The 19,404-nt window shown below is 55.5% G+C and carries 13 protein-coding genes and 1 pseudogene; 7 read left to right on the forward strand and 7 right to left on the reverse strand.

Features of this window, described 5'->3' with window-relative positions; translation table 11 throughout:
* Positions 1 to 28: 28 nt before the first annotated feature.
* From CR152_RS15815 to CR152_RS15830, 4 genes are all read right to left on the reverse strand, one after another.
* Positions 29 to 1,096, reverse strand: a complete 1,068-nt coding sequence (locus tag CR152_RS15815) for a sensor histidine kinase (RefSeq protein WP_208640131.1) — start codon at positions 1,094 to 1,096, stop codon at positions 29 to 31.
* A 472-nt stretch (positions 1,097 to 1,568) separates the two neighbouring features.
* Positions 1,569 to 5,927, reverse strand: a complete 4,359-nt coding sequence (hyoA, locus tag CR152_RS15820; RefSeq protein WP_157778519.1) for an NACHT domain-containing antiphage protein HyoA — start codon at positions 5,925 to 5,927, stop codon at positions 1,569 to 1,571.
* Between the two features lie 213 nt (positions 5,928 to 6,140).
* Positions 6,141 to 7,883, reverse strand: coding sequence for a UvrD-helicase domain-containing protein (locus tag CR152_RS15825; protein WP_229413416.1), 1,743 nt, complete (start codon positions 7,881 to 7,883; stop codon positions 6,141 to 6,143).
* A 20-nt stretch (positions 7,884 to 7,903) separates the two neighbouring features.
* The gene (locus CR152_RS15830; protein ID WP_099875904.1) at positions 7,904 to 9,709 is read right to left on the reverse strand and encodes an ATP-dependent nuclease; all 1,806 of its coding nucleotides are present in this window, start codon (positions 9,707 to 9,709) and stop codon (positions 7,904 to 7,906) included.
* A gap of 330 nt (positions 9,710 to 10,039) precedes the next feature.
* Between CR152_RS15830 and CR152_RS35030 the strand changes: the two are divergent.
* A pseudogene (locus CR152_RS35030) lies at positions 10,040 to 10,258 on the forward strand (ATP-binding protein); the annotation flags it as partial.
* Between the two features lie 18 nt (positions 10,259 to 10,276).
* Here the strand turns inward: CR152_RS35030 and CR152_RS15840 are convergent.
* The 3 genes from CR152_RS15840 to CR152_RS34660 all read right to left on the reverse strand — a co-directional run bounded on the left by CR152_RS15840 (position 10,277) and on the right by CR152_RS34660 (position 11,510).
* Complete coding sequence (locus tag CR152_RS15840; protein WP_099875908.1) at positions 10,277 to 10,723, reverse strand: helix-turn-helix domain-containing protein; 447 nt, start codon at positions 10,721 to 10,723, stop codon at positions 10,277 to 10,279.
* Complete coding sequence (locus CR152_RS15845; RefSeq protein WP_099875910.1) at positions 10,720 to 11,166, reverse strand: type II toxin-antitoxin system RelE/ParE family toxin; 447 nt, start codon at positions 11,164 to 11,166, stop codon at positions 10,720 to 10,722. The genes CR152_RS15840 and CR152_RS15845 overlap by 4 nt, the downstream gene beginning before the upstream one ends.
* A gap of 215 nt (positions 11,167 to 11,381) precedes the next feature.
* Positions 11,382 to 11,510 carry a hypothetical protein gene (locus tag CR152_RS34660; RefSeq protein WP_267876241.1) on the reverse strand — a complete coding sequence of 43 codons (129 nt, stop codon included), beginning with the start codon at positions 11,508 to 11,510 and terminating at the stop codon, positions 11,382 to 11,384.
* A gap of 810 nt (positions 11,511 to 12,320) precedes the next feature.
* Between CR152_RS34660 and CR152_RS15850 the strand changes: the two genes are divergently transcribed.
* From CR152_RS15850 to tnpC, 6 genes are all read left to right on the forward strand, one after another.
* On the forward strand, positions 12,321 to 14,111 hold the full coding sequence (locus tag CR152_RS15850) for a peptidase domain-containing ABC transporter (RefSeq protein ID WP_307718579.1): 1,791 nt from the start codon (positions 12,321 to 12,323) through the stop codon (positions 14,109 to 14,111).
* Between the two features lie 15 nt (positions 14,112 to 14,126).
* Positions 14,127 to 15,548, forward strand: coding sequence for an HlyD family type I secretion periplasmic adaptor subunit (locus CR152_RS15855; protein WP_229413417.1), 1,422 nt, complete (start codon positions 14,127 to 14,129; stop codon positions 15,546 to 15,548).
* 294 nt (positions 15,549 to 15,842) lie between these two features.
* Complete coding sequence (locus CR152_RS32980; protein ID WP_157778521.1) at positions 15,843 to 16,373, forward strand: hypothetical protein; 531 nt, start codon at positions 15,843 to 15,845, stop codon at positions 16,371 to 16,373.
* A gap of 354 nt (positions 16,374 to 16,727) precedes the next feature.
* Positions 16,728 to 17,522, forward strand: coding sequence for a hypothetical protein (locus CR152_RS32985; RefSeq protein WP_157778522.1), 795 nt, complete (start codon positions 16,728 to 16,730; stop codon positions 17,520 to 17,522).
* A 167-nt stretch (positions 17,523 to 17,689) separates the two neighbouring features.
* Positions 17,690 to 17,965, forward strand: coding sequence for a hypothetical protein (locus tag CR152_RS32990; RefSeq protein WP_157778523.1), 276 nt, complete (start codon positions 17,690 to 17,692; stop codon positions 17,963 to 17,965).
* Between the two features lie 29 nt (positions 17,966 to 17,994).
* The gene (gene tnpC, locus CR152_RS15865; RefSeq protein ID WP_099875919.1) at positions 17,995 to 19,401 is read left to right on the forward strand and encodes an IS66 family transposase; all 1,407 of its coding nucleotides are present in this window, start codon (positions 17,995 to 17,997) and stop codon (positions 19,399 to 19,401) included.
* Positions 19,402 to 19,404: the final 3 nt, after the last annotated feature.

A 19,404-nucleotide genomic window follows, 5' to 3' on the forward strand; every position in this document is an offset into this window, starting at 1 on the left:
GCCGCCCTAACCCGAGGGCGACTCCCGATCAATGCTCGGCGTGGACGATGGGCAGGATGATCCGAAAACGGCTCCCCTGACCAAAGCCTTCGCTCGTCGCGGTGATCAGGCCGCCGTGCTTTTCGCATATGTCCTTGGCGATCGCCAGGCCTAAGCCCGCCCCGGACCGCATGCGTTCCTTGTGGGTGGCGAACTGGGAATATGGCTTGAAGATTTTGTCGATTTGCTCTGGGGGAATTCCGATGCCGCTGTCCTCGACCTCCGCCTCCACCAGCCCGCCATCCACCTTGACGCGCAAGGCGATGCGCCCGCCGCCGTCGGTGAACTCGCTGGCGTTGAGCAGGACGTTTGCCAGCGCTTGCGACACCCGCTCCGGGTCGCAAAGCACCGTCTTTTCGCGGGCCTCGAAGTGCACCTCGACTTTCTGCCCGCGCGCTCGCGCTTTTGCGGAGAGGGCGTCGAGCGCCGTGTCGACCACTTTCGACAGGGAAACAGGAGCCACTCGCAAGGCGATTCCATTTTCGGCGAGGTTTGAGGCGTCCAGAAGATCCCCGACGAATCGCGAAAGTAGCTTGACCTGACGCTCGACGACGTCTGCCATCTTGACGATTTGGGCGTCGCTCGACACTCGCTTCATGGCGCCAGCCGCGCTGAGAATCGGCGAGAGCGGGTTGCGCAGTTCGTGGGCGAGGAGGGAAAGGAATGCGTTGCGGTCGTCGTCGGCTCGTTGGAGCTCGTCGGCCAAGCGCTGGCGCTCGGTGTTGTCCACGAGGACGCACAGCGCGCCGGCGATTGCGCCGTCGGGGCCCCGGGCAAGCTTCGGATGGGTCTCCACTTGGCGACGCGACCCGTCGGGGCGTTCCAGCCACGACTCCACGCCGTCGACCTCCTGGCCGCATGCGACCGCCTTCGCCGCGGGATAGCTTGATCGAGCCAGGGGCGTCCCATCGAGATCGAACATGGCGTGGGCGCCGCTCCATTGCCCAGGCTCCGATGGGTCGGGGGCGCGGCCCCACAGCTCGGCGGCGGCCTCGTTGTGGCTCACCACCGCGCCATGGGTGTCGCAGCAGAACGCCGCCACCGGCAGCTGGCTCACTAGGGGGATCCTTAGAGGAGCGCGTCGGTCCGCGACTCGTCGAGTCAGGATGTCGGCGTCCCCGCACGCGGTGGCAAGGTTGTCCAAGTTGATTGAATCGTTCGCGGGAAATCTATTCGATGTGTCGTCCATGTTTGTCTTCTCCGGCGCTTGGACGGCAGTGTGCCTCCCAAGCGCTTCCCGCGACGCATCGCCCCGGCGCGCGAAGTTTGGGCGTTATCGGGGAGGTGGGCGGAGATGCGCCGCGCCCCTTCATTAGACATCGAACAACCGTAGTGATTTGTCGGCAACACGCCTACAAAGTTGTAGGCCTATGCCCTACGCCAATGGACGTGGCGTTTGTCCTATTATTTCAACGGGATGCTTAGAGCGTCCAAATTAGGTTTCCGAAGCGCATGTTGAGCTGGCTTTGAGCCACGGCGGCGTCGCTCAATCTGGAATAGGTTGGTAAAGGCCTGCAAAGGGCGCCTGATCATTGCTCTGCGGTTGACTGACGCTTATTCACCGCGGAGACATCGATTGCGCATACCTGCATTTGAGGTCCCGAGCTGTCGCTGGCCGCTATCAATTGCGCCATGATCTGAAGATGCGTGACAACTTGCGGGAACGACAGGAAGCCGCGCGCCTTCGTATCTTCCCATCCCAACGTCCGGGCTGTCTGATGCACAAGCAGGAGGATGCCCCACCGGGCATTGGGGTCACGAAGGTAGCGTTGTTGGAGTTGCACCGTTAAGGCCTCTTCAAGCTGCCTAAGGCTCCAGCTCTCAGCGACCTTGATTTCTATGGGCATTCGCGCATCGCTGCCGCGAGCGGTCAAACGAATGTCCGGCTCCTTTTCGTCCGCAACATGGGGTTCTCGTTCCAACGAAAAGCTCCTGCCTTGACGTTGTTGCAACGCGTCGGCCATCCATCGCTGGACTTCGACTTCGTGGGGAAGCTGCGCCACGTCTGCGCCTTGGCCAAAATCTGCATGTATCAAATGATGTTGCAGATCATCCAATCGCTGTGCCGCCACTCGTTGGAGGTCAGCCGGGCATCGAGGGATAGTCTGGAAATCGGTCTCGAACAAATAAACGTCCGACGAGATCCACGGCGCGCCTTCTGCGTCGGCGCGGGCGCGCCGCAGCGCAATCTCGGCCAATCGAACCTTAGATATCGGAGGCCGGGGCAAGGCTATTAAGTTATTAAACGCGCGGAAAGTTGCTGCGCCTGGAGTGTCCCCAAGTCTGCCAATCATCCTATCCCGCGCTCTCTCCGCTTCGTCCCGTTCATCTGGAGAATAGGCTTTTCCATTTGCTCTCTTGTTATCGTTTTCCGGGCGAACGAGGTCAAATCCTAAGACGATAAGCTTCTCGAGGGTCGCCGCCGAAAATTCCGGTATGGAGTCATGTTCCGTCGCCCAGGATAGGCCCATTATTTTAGGAAGTAGCGTCATCGCCAATGATGATCGTTCCTCCGCACGCAGGTGCAGCGACGCCTCGAATAGCGCATCCGCCGCCAAGTCTCCATTGATGGCGAAGGCGCATGCCAAGTAGGCGTCGATCTGGACGGGATCCAGAGTATCGCGTGCCCGCCCCAACACGAGCGCGCATAGCTTAGCTTTGTCTATAAAGCCTCGGCGAGCGATTCGCAGCGCCGGTTCCAAGATCTTGATTGGAAGGTCAGCCGAGGACTCAATAAGTAAATACATATCTGGGGCGACGAGCGATACGACTGCGGCATCCGCCCCAGAAATTCTGTCCAACGCGTCGCGGTTCTCGCCGCTCTCGGTAGCCAGTTCCGGCCCGATATACCGGCGAAGTATCTCCAGGCAAACCGCGGGCACGTGTTCGCAAAGGTTGTTGAACCAGACTGGAAATCTGTTGAGTTCCAGGGTGCCATACGTGGCAGCCCGTCTTGCCTCAGCTTCGCTTAATTTGAATATCCATTCCGGATTGCTTGCGGCCTCGACGGCGATTCCGACTAGTCCAATCATCTCCATTGCGTTGCCCAGATTGCGTTCGGCGGCTGGGCGCTCGCTGCGCAGGATCGGCGAGCCAAGACGCCAGTAGCCGATGAATGCTTCTCGAATGAACGGGACAGCCTCCGATCCGAACAAGGGGGTCAGCAAGCCAACATCGGACATCGAGTGTTTTGTCGAGTTGTAGGACAAATTTCGAAAAAGCTGCCAAACGTGATAGAGGCGGGCATCCACTCCCTCAACGTCAGGCGCGCGTAACGCCAAAAGCTGGCTTGGGTTTGATCTAATGTCATTGGCAAACTTCACCCAGGAGGCATCCCGCTTCTCGTCGCGCTTCCCTTGCTCGGCCAAATATTTTTTGTGGTCGGCCTCCATTTTTAGCATTTGGGCAGAAGGGGCGGGAGGGTCTATCCAATTGTTGATCACTGCGACGAGCGCAGCGTCCGTTCCCGCCGTGGTCAAAAGCTGCGTCAACACGTCAGCAGGCTTGCCCTCTCCTCGCCAATGCTGCATTGCTAACCCAATAGCGAGCTCCCTATCCAAACCCTTGCTTCGAATTTTCGCGTCATCCATCAGCCATGCGATATCGGTGGACTGTATCCCTGGGTCAAATCCAGCCATGCGTAGATGCCACGGCTCGTTGGCTACCGATGGAGAGGATTGAAAGTTTTGGTAGATGTCGACCATCCTCCACAGCGTCTTCCGACGGCGTATGGGCGTATCTCTCAGCCTTCGGGCGAGGTCGTTCGCCTCGTGCCGGTGCCACCCAAACATCGTCTCGTAATACGAGAGCTGCAGCGACACGTCGATCACGTTCGTTGGAACGTCTTCCCCCGATAGGTCCAGGATGCGCTGGGCTAGTGGGAGCAGAGTGGAAAGAGTCGGGGAGATCTCGTCAAACGAATCTTGCGCAATATCATGCGGTTTTTTTGGAATTTTCTTAATCAAGAGTGCAAGCAGTCGCAGCGCGTCTTGCGCTACCACAAATCTAGACGCGATTTTCGGTCCATGATATTCCAAGTCTTGGCCTCCGCCCGGTTCGTCCGTGAGCAAATCCGGCAGTAGATGGAGCAGATCATCAATCGACATGCTGTGGAACGAAAAGTCATCGATGCAAGACCAAACCACCGAGGTTGGCAGGTTGGCCGCTTGAGCCGTGACGAAGTCCACATATTCCCGTTTCGCCGCCCTATTGCCGACGACAGCGAGTGATTGGCTTGCGAGGGCTAGCGTCAGCTCGTCGTTCTTGGGATCCATTGCCGATTGCGCAGCAATATCGGCTAATCCTTCAAGTTCGCTAAGGCCGATCATTTGGAGCAGCAAATGCCGAACGGGGTTGCTCGCGCCGTGGCTTGTCCAAAGTTCTCGAATGGTTGGTTCCATGTCCTTCCAAGCAAAGCGGCGCAGTCCATCGTGATTCAGTCGTTGGTCCGCGTTCGCCCCTGCCATTTCGGCCACCACTGCGGTCAATGCTTTCTTTCGAACAGGCAGGGATAAGCTCGCTGGGTCGCCGGCCTCCATGAGCAAAATGGGTTCTCGGCGTATGATTTCCTGCGCCGCGCGATCGTCCCATAGCGCGAGCCAAGCGGCGGTTTCACGCATGGATGGCTTAACGACATCAACTCCGTAGATGCTTGCAAAAAGCAAAGGGTAAGCCGCGCTCCATGGGCAGTTATGACTGAGCATCCTGTTTATCCACCGAGCCGCGAGATAGGATCGCACTACGCCCTCATTGTCGTTATGGAGTCGCGCCATGCCCACGCCCGATGGCACGAATACGGGACTGTTGACGAGCTGAGCTTGATGCTCCTGCGAGATGTCTGGCAAAATTTCCGTGAGCCGGAGCGCGGCCAGTGCCGCGTCCAGGTTTCCGCTGTCGGGAATTTCGATGTCGACAAGTTTTTCTAGAACCAACGCGGCGCCTAATCGTTCAAGCGCTTGCATCGCGCTGGTGTGATCGACGCTGAGGGACTTTGCTCTGGACGGATCATTCTCCCTTAGACGCTCGCTCAGATTGAGTTCCAGCATTTTTTCGAGATTGGAAAAAGCTCCACGCTTCTTCCAAAACCTGACTAGCCAGTCCAAATCGAGTGGCCGTCGCGCGAAGTTCCACAACTTCGCCTTGTCCAAGCCTTTGAAGAACTCCTGGACATTGCTTATTCCTTTCGAGTCCGCATATTTCTCGACTTGGGACCTATCAAGTGGAGCCATCAGCGCGATGAGCGCGCGTTCCTCGTTTCGCTTTTTTTCCTTAGCTTCACGCCTCATCGCTTTGACGACGAGTTCGTTCGGGTCCAAGGCGCCTAACGTATCAGACGTTTTCGGAACGGGAATTAGCGACGTCAACGATTCAAGGTCCTTCCGAAATTCCCAATCCGCATGCCGCCCCGAAATAAACACATGAGCGCGAAGCTCGGCGCCGTCGATCGCCACTGCAATATGTTCTAGCGCATCGCGCAAGCTGACCCCGTCTAACTTTGCTTCGTCCACCGAATCGACGAAGAACCACGCATGTTGGTCTGATAGCCGCCAGTCTTCAAAACGCTTCTTCTGAGGCTTGGTAAGCGCATTTTCAACTCCGTTCTGACCGGCCTTTTTGACCGAAAGACAGAAACTAAACTTTCCCTCCGCGGTCAACTGCCGATGTTGTTCATTGAGCTCGGACGACTTCCCGCTGCCTCCTTCAGCCAGGATCACGACACGCTTGTGCGGTAGAAGTTCTGGCCAGCCTAGCGATCCCCGACCCGGTCCCATCCATCTTGAAAAATCCTCGTCTGGACGGCTTTCGTCTGACCATTCGATAAAGCGGCGGTCCAACTGAACGTTAGGCATGCTGGGAACTCTCGAGATCTGGGATGGATTAGAAATCATTGGCGCGCGCCGACTGGACAAAGCCAAGATTTGGACATGTGCGTTTGCTACATTATGACTGTTAGTCAGACGCATGGTCAGCGTTTTCGATCATATACGTGCCACCGAATCATCAGGCCGCATGGCGATTTCTAAAAGCGTCTGGCCCAGATCATCGGTGCAAAGGGCCCGCCGGGCTCCGTAGTTGCGCGTGCCGGCCCGAGGATTTCGGCCCTACAACTTGTGGCCCTTGAGCAAGGGACAATCCGGCCACATCGGGTCGAGAAGCACCATGTGCGCGCGCGCTCTTGTGATGCCAACCCGCAGAACTCGGCGACTTTTTATGTATGGTGCAGCGTCGCCGCGCCATATGAAGGACGAGGTGACGCCATTCTTGGTCCGCCGGGCCTCGCGCACGACAATCACTCCGTCGAACTGCTTGCCTTTTGCCTTGTGAAAATTCATTACTTGAATCCCTGTTTGCGCCTCTGCTCCATCGAGGATTTGCTCCTGCGCCAGTGCTTGATCGAGTGCTAACCGAGCGTGATAATAGGTCCCGCTTCGAAGCCATTCTGCCGCGAGGCCGGCGGAGATTCTGTGACCCCGCTGGAATGCCACCAGGTAGTCGAGTTGATTGGCCACGCTCAGCAGTTCGGCTTGGTTACTAATTCTCAAAGCCCGTTTTACTTTCAGCCAGTCTTGGGCCGGATCGCCGGAAAAGCCGTCGTGATGAAGGCCTGCGATCACTTCTCGAATCGCATTGGCAATATTGATGTCGAGAGCCTTACCGTTTCGAATCTTGGTAGCCTGCTCCAATAGCTTAGTCGTTGCCGCTTTGGCCTTTCCAGTGGCGCGCTTCGCCGCTGCGATCAATTCCATGCTAGTCGCGACATCGGCCTCGATACGCGCGCTATCCTTCGGTTCCAAGAGGAAGGCGGCAAATCGAGCGGACAGCAGCGATTCCGCCTCGTCGAACAGCAACTTGTGCTTGACCGCTTTGCCAGGATGGGCGCCCAACGCATTCAGCGCGTTGGACATCTTCAAAGCGCTGCGGTTGTTGGCGACGAGTATTGTGATCGTTTCGATCGGCTTGTCGGAACTGGCCTTCATCGCATTGATCAATTCGGACAACGCACGACGCAGCAGAATGTTGAAGTTCGGCGTCGGATTTTCAGGGCGGTAAGGTATCGATGAGATTCCTTTGTATGCAGCGCCTCTCGCCGTGCCCGCCAGGATGTCGTTGCCAAAGGCCAGAATTTCCGAGTCGGGGCTACGGTGATTTTGGGTTCCAAGATTCACTTCAAGCGGGTCGAGCTGGGCCCGAATAGCATCGACTCGCTCCGGGCCCACGCCCGGCAAAAAATCGAAAATTTGCTGCTCAAGATCGGCCAAGCAGATGATTTGCGTATGAGGCGCCAGCAGTTTGACGCAGCGCCACGCAAAATCGCCCGTATCTTGCGCTTCGTCGACCACGACGATCGGATGTCGTCTAGCGATGGATCGAAGCAGATATTCGCTGGTGACGAGGAGCTCGGCAGCGTTCGGGGCGAACAAGTCAAAAGCAACGCGGCCATCCTCGCGGAATAGCCGTTCTCGCTCTGTCATCCATTCGTCCCAACCTTCGTCCTCATCATCGATGCCGCCAGATATTGCTTTTTCGTCGTGGGGCAAGAGGATCGATAGCTTGCGGGGAGCGCCTAATAGATAGGCGTTGGATTTGAGGATATCCCAGAAAAACGAATGGAATGTTTGTATGGAAAGAAGGTCCTGCTCATCCTTGCCGGCCTCAAGTTTGGCTGCGTCGGCGATGCGCGCCACGGCGGCGCGGGAAAAGCTCAGGAACAAGGCGGACTGGCCCGGACTCATGCCCTCCTTGATCCGCTTCACCGCCTTGCGCAGCGCGATGGTGGTCTTGCCGCTTCCGGGACCGCCGATCACCAACGCATGGCCTTCGCATGCCAATACGCTGTCTCGCATAGCGCACGGCTCGTTCATGGTCAGGCGAACAGATCGGGTTCGTCGCCGCCGTCGTCGATGGCTGGCGGCGAAGGGAAGAGGGCGAAGACCGAGGACAGGAATTCCGTCACTGTGGCGGGCAACTCGTAGAATTCGCACTCCTCGAACAGGCGCGCGGACCAACCCGCGCCCTTGTTCCCGCCAAGCGCGGCCTTGGCGATGGCCTTGACTTCGTCGTCGGCGGGACGTTCGTCCGGAATGCCCACGTTGCCGTTCTCATCGCTTTCTTTCAAGCCGCGCAGGAACAACCAAAGCCGCGCGACTGGAACTTCCGCGATTACGAGATCCTCAAAGCCTTTGTAGGCATGCTCAACGTTGATCTCGTAGTTCTCCGCGAGCGCCTGCGCTTGTTCGGGCTTGCGCTTCTTCTTGTAGTCGAGATCATAAAAGGCGAATGTGCGCAGCCCCAATGTCTTGAAGAATTTGCCAAACTTTGGCATGTTCGACTCGCCATCCGCGTCGAAGAAGGCCACTCCCGCGATGTCCAGCGGCTGCAGGGCGAGATCGTTCTCTTCCATGCGACGGGCGACGACCGGCATCGCATGCAGTTCGGTGACGCCCTCGACGACGATGGCCGCTCGGCCGAGCATGCATTCGGACAGGCCGGAGCGCGAAAAACGCTTGTAGTCGTTGTCCTTGAGGCCGGTTGCGTCGGAAACCTTGCGTGCGGTGACGATCCCGCCGTTTCTGGCCAAGAGGAGAGTCTTCGACGGCTCGAATTTTTCGATCACGAACGGCGAATGGGAGGTGACGAAGGCCTGTGTCGTCTTTGTCAACAGGTAGTTGGCGATGCGGCGTTGCGTGTGAGGGGGAACGGCAATCTCAGGTTCTTCCATGGCGAAAATCACCGTCTCAGGTTTAAGGTCCGCGATGAACGACAGCAGCGCGAGAACCAACGTGTTGATGGTGCCGGTTCCAGCGTGGGGAAAAGGAACGTGGCTCTGGTCGGCCGAGAGGGCAAGGAAGAATGTCATGGTCTTGCGCAGGTGCTCGCGCGTGAGCTCGGAGACATGGAGCTTGGTCGCGTTGCCGGGCGCCTCCATCGAAATATAACGGGAGAGCCGCTTCTCGACTGAACGCAGAATAGGCGCGATCTCGCCTGCGTGGGCTTCGATGTCTAGTCCCCTAAGGCGCTCGATGGTCTTTTCCCACAGGCTCGTCCGAACGCCCTTCGCGCGCAGGATGATGTCAAGCAGGGAGCCACGCTCAAGGCTGAGCGCACGCGATCCGGTGCGCATGGTGCGCAAGTATAGGAAGCCGAAGAGGCGCTTGATCGGCTTTGGAACTTTGGTTAGCTCTCCTTCCGGCGCGTCGGGGCTGTGCGAGAAGAAAGTCTTCGCCTCAAATTCGTCGTCATCTCGATTGTAATTGCCGATGGTTACCAGCCGCAGGCAGGGGATGACGTCGGGCGGATTTGCAGCTTTCGCTTCGCCGGGCCCGAGCAGCCGTTGCTCCTTCGCATGCCAAAATTCCACGTTGCCGCCACACTTTGCGTCGATCTCGGCGCTTAGCTCGATCATGACAGCCTCGATCCGAATCAGGATGGGCTCGCGCTCGGCATCTTCGTCCTCTGTGGCTGGGGCCAGATATTGAGCGTTGTAAAAGTCGAATTCGTCGAGGGGAGGAAACCGATTGACTCGATCAGGACCAAGCACGAGGTCGAGGGCTTCGCAAAGAGTGCTCTTTCCGACATTGTTGGAACCCACGAGTAAAGTGTGCCCGTCGAAGAGCAGTTCGGCCAATTTGATTCCGCGAAAATTTTGGATCGAAAGCCGGACAATTTTCATAATTCAAACCTAGTAGGCATTCCTGTGAGGGCCGCGCTAGGGTATCACAATGTTGCGCACGTGCTATGGTTATTGTTGGATAGGCATGCAGAGACGTGCCAGCGCCGCGTCGTTTTCCCCGCCTTGATGAGGTTGTAGACGGGCCTGGTGGCGATGTCCCGTTTGAATGAATCGAAGCGTGCTGGGATTGTTCGCCACTTCGAATGGAATTCGGTTGAAATCGCCTTGCCGAATGGAACCGGCGGAGCTCGAATAGTAAAGCTTACAGAGGATATGTGATGCCGCCACGCGACAAGAAAATCGAGCAAAGTTTCGGCTCGCTGTTCAAGGATGATTACCTCGAGAAATCTAGGTCGCATAGCCCAAGATCCTGAGGTGGCGTTGAACGAGTTGGGGGCGAACGCTTGGGATGCCGGTGCTTCGTCGGCCGACATCACCATTCCTCCTGCGCGCCTGCTCAATTTGGTAATTTCGGACGACGGCCACGGCATGAGCTCGGAGCAATTCAAAGGCCGTTGGATGAAGCTCTCCTACGACCGAATCAAGCATCAAGGGCAGAACGTCAAACTAAACAAGCGAAGCGACGTTGTGTTTGGTTCTGTTTATAAAAGGCTTCTTGACGGCCTTTTGAACCTGCTGGTCCGAGGCGAAAGAGTCGACATTATCGACAATTGCAATTTGGAACGTTTTGCCAAACTGGGTCAAAAGGCCAATCATAGTATCGATTGAAAAATTTTCCAATCTGGCATTGGTGATATTTGAAAGTCTTGGACGAGAAATTTCCAGAAATGCGGCTGCGGTCGTGACGTTCATGTGGCGGGCTTTGATTTCCGCTTTAATAGCTTCCACCGCAACCATCTTGATTGCATTTCGCTGAGCAATCTCCTTTTGGGCCTTCGATATGAGCTGAGCAGTTTCTTCGGAAGAGAAACCTAAGTCTTCTAGGACACTTCGGCCCTTGTAGGAAATGCCGTCTACGATGCGCGGGACAGTTTTACTTTTTCTCGTAGTCATTTCTTCTCCCTTTTTGATTTAGATGTAGTCGCCTGTGCTTTTTGTTCGCTGATGGCCTTCAAATCAGAATTTTTTTTGACGGCGTCTTTGTATTTTTGCCTGGCATTGTCTATGTCTGATTGACTAGTGGTGTTCGTTTTTTTTGTTATTACACCCAAAATGAAAATTGCTTCAGACAGCTTCGCCACGTAAAAGATTCGATACCATCCTTGCGCGTCTTGCAGACGTATCTCCTTCGCACCCGACCCAATGGTCTCCATCGAACTCCAGTTGGGCGGGTCTTCACCAACTTGAACAAAATGCAGGGCGTATCCGCCTCCACGCTTGACGTCAATAGGCAGCGATGACATTGCCGACTCATGTCCAAGCCACTCGACAGCCTTGAGGTTGACGGTGACAGACGACGAACCGGGTGATGGAGGAAGCGCTTTTTTTGTGGGCATGTATAGTGTATCAAAATTTATACGGTTTGTGGGCGGCGTTTGTCAAGAACTGCTGTGCGGTCCGTAGCGACACGGCGCGCTGGGAGGCCTAGCGCCTTGACTCCTTAATAATAACAGGAGGGATGCTGCAAATAGTTGCTTGCAATGTTGCTAGACCACTACGTAAATTTCCTTCAGTGTGACGGGGGACCGGAAGGGGATAGGTAGGAGTCATTTTAGTGAAATCCCAAGTATTTAGCTTGTTTAAAAGTAGCACGCAGGTATTGCTGCATCATCGGCGTGTGCTTTTCCGTCGGGCCATTTTTGACGGCGGCAGCGTTGATCTCTGAAGGGGTGGTGGTCATCGTTACTTTCAATCCGGTGCAGGCGCGGCGTTTTCTCGGCCGCGTCGTGAGGCCGCCATTTTACCGCCTCGGCGCGCGGACGAGGCAAAGCGATCGAACGGGCAGCGGATGAGCCGCGTCGCCATGACTGAGCGTCTTGCGGTGGAGATTGATCGGGCTTCGCCAAGGATTTCTGGGACATTCGTAATGGTATTGAAATTTAATACTTGTGGTTATGAAAACTCTACAGGTAAAAAATAATAATCTAAATATAAGGTTAAAGGTCTCGCACGGTGTTTACAATGCTACTTAGCAATTGTTAGTTAGTTTATGAAACGGATTGATTGTCATCAGTCGGCCTCCCGCGCCTTCCTCATCCGCCTTCCAGACGAGTCGTAGAGGGCGTCGTCCGGTTCCTCCACAGCAGGTTTTTGGTTCAATATGAAACACACCGGTATCACCAAAGCGTCTTTCTTCTGGGTTTTACAAAGCACATGTGCCCTTCACAGAAAACCATACTCTCCTGATATAGCCCAGCAACAACTGGCCGCACCGCACTCGATTGCGTCGCTTGCAACTGCCATGGAGTCATTCGGGTTCAAGGCTGGCGTAGGCTCGGTCAAGCCGGCAAAGCTGTACAGGGAGTCATTCCCGCTGGTCGCGTTTTTACGCGATGGGGAGGAAACGGCTGGTACTGGGGCTGAGGCCTTTTGCGCCGTCGCTCTCGTCCTCCAGGCCGACCGCGGTAGTCTCCTTATCGTAGAGCCCGGCGATGCCGCACCCCGCACCGTTCCCTTGGCCGAGTTTGGCGAGCGCTATCTGGGAAATGTCATGCGCGTGGCGCCTGAAAACGTGGATGCCAGCGACCCCGACAGCGAGGAACTGGCGCGCCAGTCGCGCCGTTTCGGCTTTAGCTGGTTTGTCCCGGAATTGCTGAAACACAAAAAACTGTGGCAGGAAGTGTTGCTTGCCTCACTGGTGATCCAGTTGATCGCCCTTGCCACGCCGCTGTTCACGCAAGCGATCATTGACAAGGTCGTTGTCCATCACAGCCAGAGCACGCTGATCGTGATTGCCATCGGCATGGCCGTGTTCATGCTGTTTTCGGCGGCGCTGTCGTGGATGCGCCAGTATTTGGTGCTACATACCGGTAACCGGGTCGATGCCGCCCTGGGCGCCTCCGTATTCGGGCGCCTGTTCAAGCTGCCGCCGATGTATTTCCAGCACCGGCCCACCGGTGTCATCGCCGCGCGCCTGCAGGGCGTTGAAACGATCCGCGAATTCATTTCCAGCGCGGCCGTGACATTGGTGCTGGATCTGCCGTTCCTGCTGATCTTTGTGGCGATCATGTTTTACTACAGCGTCACCCTGACCCTGGTGGTGCTGGCGATTCTGGCAGTCATCGTTTTGCTGAGTATGATTGTGGCGCCGATTTTCCAGGACCGTTTGCAACAGCAATTCCTGCTGGGGGCGCGCAACCAGGCCTTCCTGACCGAGTACATCGGCGGGCTGGAAACGGTCAAGTCCCTGCAGATGGAACCGCAACTCGACGCACGCTACAGCAATTACCTGGGCAGCTATCTTGACGCCAGCCTGTCGACCAAGCAACTGGCGAATGGCTACAACACCTTGTCGAACCTGCTGGAGCAAGTGATGAGCCTTCTCATCCTCGGTATTGGCGCGCATACCGTGATGAATAGCACCGATTTTACGATCGGCATGTTGATCGCGTTCCAGATGTTTTCCGGCCGCCTGTCGCAGCCGATGCTGCGCCTGGTTGGACTGTGGCAGCAATTTCAGCAAGCCAGCCTGTCGGTCGACCGTCTGGGCGACCTGATGAACGCGCCGGTGGAACCGTATTCCCTGGTTCCCGCGCGCGCTAATGCGCGTGCCGGCAAGATCGAGATCGACACGGTTGCCTTCAAATACGCCGAGCACTTGCCGCTGGTGTATCAAAACCTGTCGCTGACGGTGCCGCCAGGGCAGACCATCGGCATCATGGGCGCTTCCGGTTGCGGCAAGAGCACGCTGGCCAAGCTGCTGCAAGGGTTTTACCAGCCGAGCGCCGGGCGCATTCTGATCGACGGCGTCGATATCCGCTATCTGTCGGCCAATGAACTGCGCAGCCACTTCGGGGTTGTGCCGCAAGAAACGGTGCTGTTCTCGGGAACGATCTTCGAAAACCTGCAGATGGCCAGCCCGGATGCCAGTTTCGAGCAGGTGACGGCAGCCTGCCAGATGGCGGAAATCCACAGCGCGATTGAAGCGCTGCCGAAGGGCTATCAGACCGAGATTGGTGAGAGGGGTGCGGGCCTGTCTGGCGGGCAGAAGCAACGCATTGCGATTGCGCGCGCCTTGCTCAAGAGGCCGAGCATTCTTGTGTTCGACGAAGCGACCAGTGCGCTCGACCAGCCAACCGCCGAACAATTCGCCCGCACCATCAACGCCCTGCGCGGCAAGGTCACGATGCTGTTCATTACCCACGGCCTGCCCAAGGGCTTGCAGCTGGACGCGGTCTACCGCCTGGGTCCGCAGGGCGCGCAGCGCGTTGTGCTTGCGCCGGTTGCGGCCTCGCTCGGCAACCCTGGTCCGAACGCGGAATCGCCTGTTACCACCGCCTGAACGAAGATGAAAACCATGAACCCGAGTCAAACGTCCGCCGCTGCGGCCACGCCATCGTCCCCCGCCGGCCCAACCGGGGCAACAGTGATTCCACTGCGTCCACCCAAGCGCTGGCACGACCCCCTCAGCCGCATCGAACGGCAGGATCCCAGCACAGCAGGCCGCATGGTGCTGCGTGCGGTGTCGGTACTGGTGCTGGTCCTGATCGTATGGGCTGCTTTTGGGAAGCTTGACATTATCGCCAGCGCCGATGGCAAGCTGGCGCCGCAGACCTTGGTCAAGATCGTGCAGCCGTCCGAGGCGGGCGTGGTCAAGGAACTGCTGGTGCGTGAAGGCGACACGGTCAAGGCCGGGCAGGTGCTGGCGCGCCTGGATGCGACCCTGGCCAGTGCCGACAAGACGGGCGTTAGCAGCGACCTTGGTACCCAGAAAATGCAGGCGCGCCGCATCGAGGCTGAACTGGCCGGCAAACCGATGCTGGCGCATGGCGGTGACGACGTGCTGTTGTTCGCGCAGGTACAGCGCCAGTACCAGGCGCGCCGCAGCGCTTTCAACGACAGCCTGGAGCAAGAAAAGGCCGTGCTGCAGAAGATGGAGTTTGAAAAGAAAAGCGCAGGTGAAACGCTTGCCAAGCTGGAGCAGACCTTGCCCACCTACCAGGCGGCCGCCAAAAGTCTGGCCGACCTGTCGCGCGAGGGCTATGTGCCTGTGCGCCAGAGCGCGGACAAGGAGCGCGAGGCAATTGAAAAGGGCAAGGACCTCGATGCACAGCGCTCGACGGTCGCCGCGTTGAATTCGGCGATGACGGCCCAGCGTCAAAAACTCAGCCAGCTGCACAGCACGTACAAGAGCGAACTGGAGCGCGAACTGGCGGATATTCGCGCCAAGGTTGGGCAATTGCAGCCCAGCCTGGACAAGACCAGCTATCGCGAAGGACAAATGTTGCTGCGCGCGCCGCAGGATGGCGTGATCAAGGACCTGGCGACGACCACGGCCGGCGCGGTGGTTCAGCCTGGCGCTGTTGTGCTGACCCTGGTGCCGAAAGATGAGCTGCTGTTTGCCGATGTGAACATTAAGAACGAGGATGTGGGATTTGTCGCGGTGGGGCAGAGCGCAAAGGTGAAGCTGGCGGCGTATCCGTTCCAGCGGCATGGCATGTTGAGCGGAACAGTCATTCACATCAGCGCCGATGCCAGTGAACCGGCGCGGGCGGAAGCGGGTGGAGGGGGGAGTAATGCACAGGCGAGCGGCAGCGCAAGTTACAAGGCGCGGATCCGCTTGGATCAGCAAGCGCTGAACGATCCGCAAGGCAAGCGCCTTCATATCACGCCGGGGATGCAGGTGGTGGTCGAGATCAATCAGGGACAACGTACGGTGTTGGAGTACCTGCTGTCGCCGGTGCAGAAAGCGGTTTCGGAAGCTGCACACGAGCGATGATTGACGGGCAAGCGGCTACTCGCAACGTCGAACCGAAATCGAGGGGTGAGGAATAAAGAAGCAAATCGTTCTGTAAGAGGTTTCACGTCACAGCTATTTTATTTTTATCATTTTATATTTCTGTAGTGGTGGGCTTGAGAAATATTTATGGTAGGGTATAGATTGAAAATGAAATATCTATACCAAAAAATTGTGGTGAGAAATTCTAAGAAAATTGCAAAATCTTTTTTTAAATAATGAAGAGATTCGCAATCTAGCGAGTTGGGTTCAACTGATGTTTTTTGGAGGATAAAAATGAAAATTAGTAACGATAAAATGTCCGTGTCGAGATTAAAAAAAGGTTTTATTGGCGTGATAATCGTATCGATGACCTCGATATTGGCAGGATGTTACCTTCCGAAAGCGATTGATGATTTTAGCGTGATGGGCAATGACATTTTATCTGACTTAGTGCGAAATTCTTATGGAGATGGAAATTTGACGCCCGGATATAGTTCTGGTGTAAGTGGAGTGGGTCGGATCAGTAAATCAAAAATTGAATTTTTGGCAAGTAATTTATTTGCAAAGCAAGAGCGGAATAAAATTGAGGCGACGTTTGTAAAAAATGGTGGTCATTGTGTTGAAGGCGTCGTACCAAGAGATGCAATATGTAGTTTTGTCAGAAAGTGGAAATTAAAAAATATTGGCGCTCCATTTGATACTTCAAACTGGTCCGACCCAGCATTAAAAGTCAACATTAAATTCAGATTTGATGAGCATGATCGAATGCAGGATTTATTCTTGGAAATTATTGATGCTACTGAATACAAAATAATCAGGGGGTAAAAACGAATGACTTAAAGCTTGCGACGCGGCCATTAAATCTTGTAATTCGGGGTTACATATGACGACATTTTAACTAAAGAAGACCACGATCATTGGATCGCTGGAAGCTCGCTTAAAGTAATTGATCTAAAAACGAATGAATTTATTGCTGAACGGATAGGCTATATGTACGACCCTGGACAAGGAGCAATGTCTGGCGGAAGGTCACCTTGGATGAAGGCAGCAAGCCATTCATGCCCAAGCTTCGGTACGCGCCATGGTTCCGCCTCGCAGGCGCTTCAGGCAGAAATATTTATAGGTAAAGTATTAATTCCATCAATATAATATCTGAAATTATGTCACAGGAAAAATTTAATGAGGCATAATTTGATAAGGCTATTATTCTTGCTGCCACCATTTCTAATGGTTGCAGGCTGCGCAACAAAATCCGCGGCCGAAAAATCACATCCTAATATTGATGCTGCGGCCTCGATTTTTAAGGATCGTTGTCGACTGGCTGGAGAGAAAATATATAAAACCGTTGATGATGTAGAGGGCGTATTTGTTCTGAAGATCCGACCTGAGAAGGTAGATTTGTCCGATCAATTCGAGCTTCATGATCCTTATGGGCGAGATTTTCGCGGAGATATCTATGTGCGAAGTTTTCTTCATGGCGCATATGCAGTTGAAAACAACCTGCCGGAGAAATTGCCGGCGGATTTTCCGCCCCATATTGCTTACGCGTTTGCTGATGCCATCGATCCGGTGGATGGAAGGCGATATCGATATACCGGGAAGATTGAGGAGCCGTGGCTTAAAGATAAGAGCTATTTAAAAGGCTATAAGCGCTTCGTATTTGAACGGTCGTTGGCTACCGGCCCTGCGCCACGATATGGTGTTACATATGATGACATTTCGACTCGGTTTGAGCGTGAACATTGGGTTGCGGGAAGTTCTCTCAAGGTAATTGATTTGCAAACAAATGAGGTGATAGCAGAGCGGATTGGTTATCTATTTGATTCTGGCCAGGGTTCTAAAATTGGTGGCCGGGTTCCATGGCTTTGGGCGGCAAATAATTCTTGCCCCAGTTTCGGGTCCGAACATGCTTTTACAGCCCAATTGGACCAAGCTGCGATTTTTGTTGAAAAAGTTCTTCGCCCCCGTCAATGAACGTGGAATTTTTCGCGGTGGAGCAGGGCGCGAAAGTAGTAGAGCCATTTTTTTAAAAATAGAAACTATACTACTGACAATGAAGATATGCCGAAAGGCCATTCACGTACAGAGCGGATATTGCATTTATTGGGATGTAAAGTGACATGACTCGTATGAATAATTTAATGGAAATCGATATGAAAAATTATGCTTTAAGATTGATTGTCTCGCTGTTAATTCCCACGTTTTTCGCAGGTTGCGCTTCAGAGCAGTCTTTGACGAAAGATCGATTGGATCCGGCAACTGTTAGATTTGAGGCGCGATGCAAAACGGCTGGAGAGTTTATCCATAGGACTGTAGAAAATATAGAAGGAGTCTACCTTCTCAAAGTGCGTCCTGAAAAAATTAACCGCTCTGAACGTGACTGTTCAGTCCCTATGAACGCCAGATATTTGTTGTAAACAATTCCGATCACGTTCATCATGCTCGGATGGCAACGAAACCTCCTTCTCCCGACCTGACCTGCCTGTCCCACGAACAGAAGGACATCCTCATTCTGACGTTACTGGCCCGCTTGGAGGCGCTCGAATCGAAGGTCAACAAGAACAGCAACAATTCCAGCAAGCCACCCTCGTCGGATGGACTGACCAAGAAGACCAGTTCCTTGCGCGAGTCGTCGGGCAAACTGCCCGGCGGCCAGGCTGGCCGCAAGGGCAGCACACTCAAGCAGGCCTTGCAGCCGACCAGCCACACCGGTCATCCGCTGCCAGAACACTGCAACCGCTGTCAGCATGCATTGCCGCTGTACGATGCCGTAGTCCAAGAACGCCGTCAGGTATTCGATGTGCCTGTCGTTGCGTTCGACATCGTGGAACACCGCACGCTATCCGTGCGCTGCCAGTGTGGACAACTGCACAGCAGCGCATTCCCGGCTAACGTGACCGAGCCGGTGCAATACGGCCCCAACGTGCGCGCGTTGGCGGTCCACCTCACGCAGGGCCAGATGCTACCGTTTGCTCGCGCCGCCGAGCTGATTCGTGACGTGTATGGTCTCGCTATTTCACCCGGCACGCTGGTGGCCTGGGTAGGCGAAGCGCGCCTGGCATTGCAAGGCACGGCAGATCTGATCGCGCAGTATTTGCGCGACGCCGCGCTGGTCAACGCCGATGAATCAGGCCTGCGTGTGGCTGGTCAACTGCACTGGCTTCATATCGCGGCCAACGACACGCTTACTTGGTACGGCTTGCACGCCAAGCGTGGCATGGAGGCGATCACCGCGCATGCCATCTTGCCCCATCGCTCGGGCGTACTGGTGCACGACTGCTGGTCGCCGTACTGGAAACTGGACGATGCCACACACGCCTTGTGCAACGCGCATTTGCTGCGCGAACTGCTGTACGTGAAGGAACTCACGGGACATCAGTGGCCCCAGACGATGACGGATTTCCTGCTCAGCGCCAATCAGCTATGTTGGGCTGCACGGCGCTCCGGAAAGCGCTTCAGCGAAACCGACATCGCTGCATTCACGACACTTTATGACGCCATCGTCGTTGAAGGGGAAGCACTGCATCCCGAGATCGAACTTCCCATCTGGAAGGGCGGCCGCGCCAAGCAATCGGTCGCCTGCAATCTACTCCGGCGCTTCCGCAAACATGCTGACGCCGTCCTGTTGTTCATTCGCGATCTCGCCGTACCGTTCACCAACAACGTGGCCGAACGGGCCGTGCGCATGCCCAAGGTAAAACAGAAGGTTTCGGGCTGCTTCCGCACCGTCGAAGGCGCCGACAATTTCTGTGTCATTCGCTCCTGCCTTGATACGCTGCGCAAGCAGGGTCACGGTATGCTGGAAGTGCTACAGCGAGCATTCGCCGGTAATCCCATCCAGCCAACTGCATAGGCG

The organism is Massilia violaceinigra (assembly GCF_002752675.1).
Taxonomy (GTDB): Bacteria; Pseudomonadota; Gammaproteobacteria; order Burkholderiales; family Burkholderiaceae_D; genus Telluria_A; species Telluria_A violaceinigra.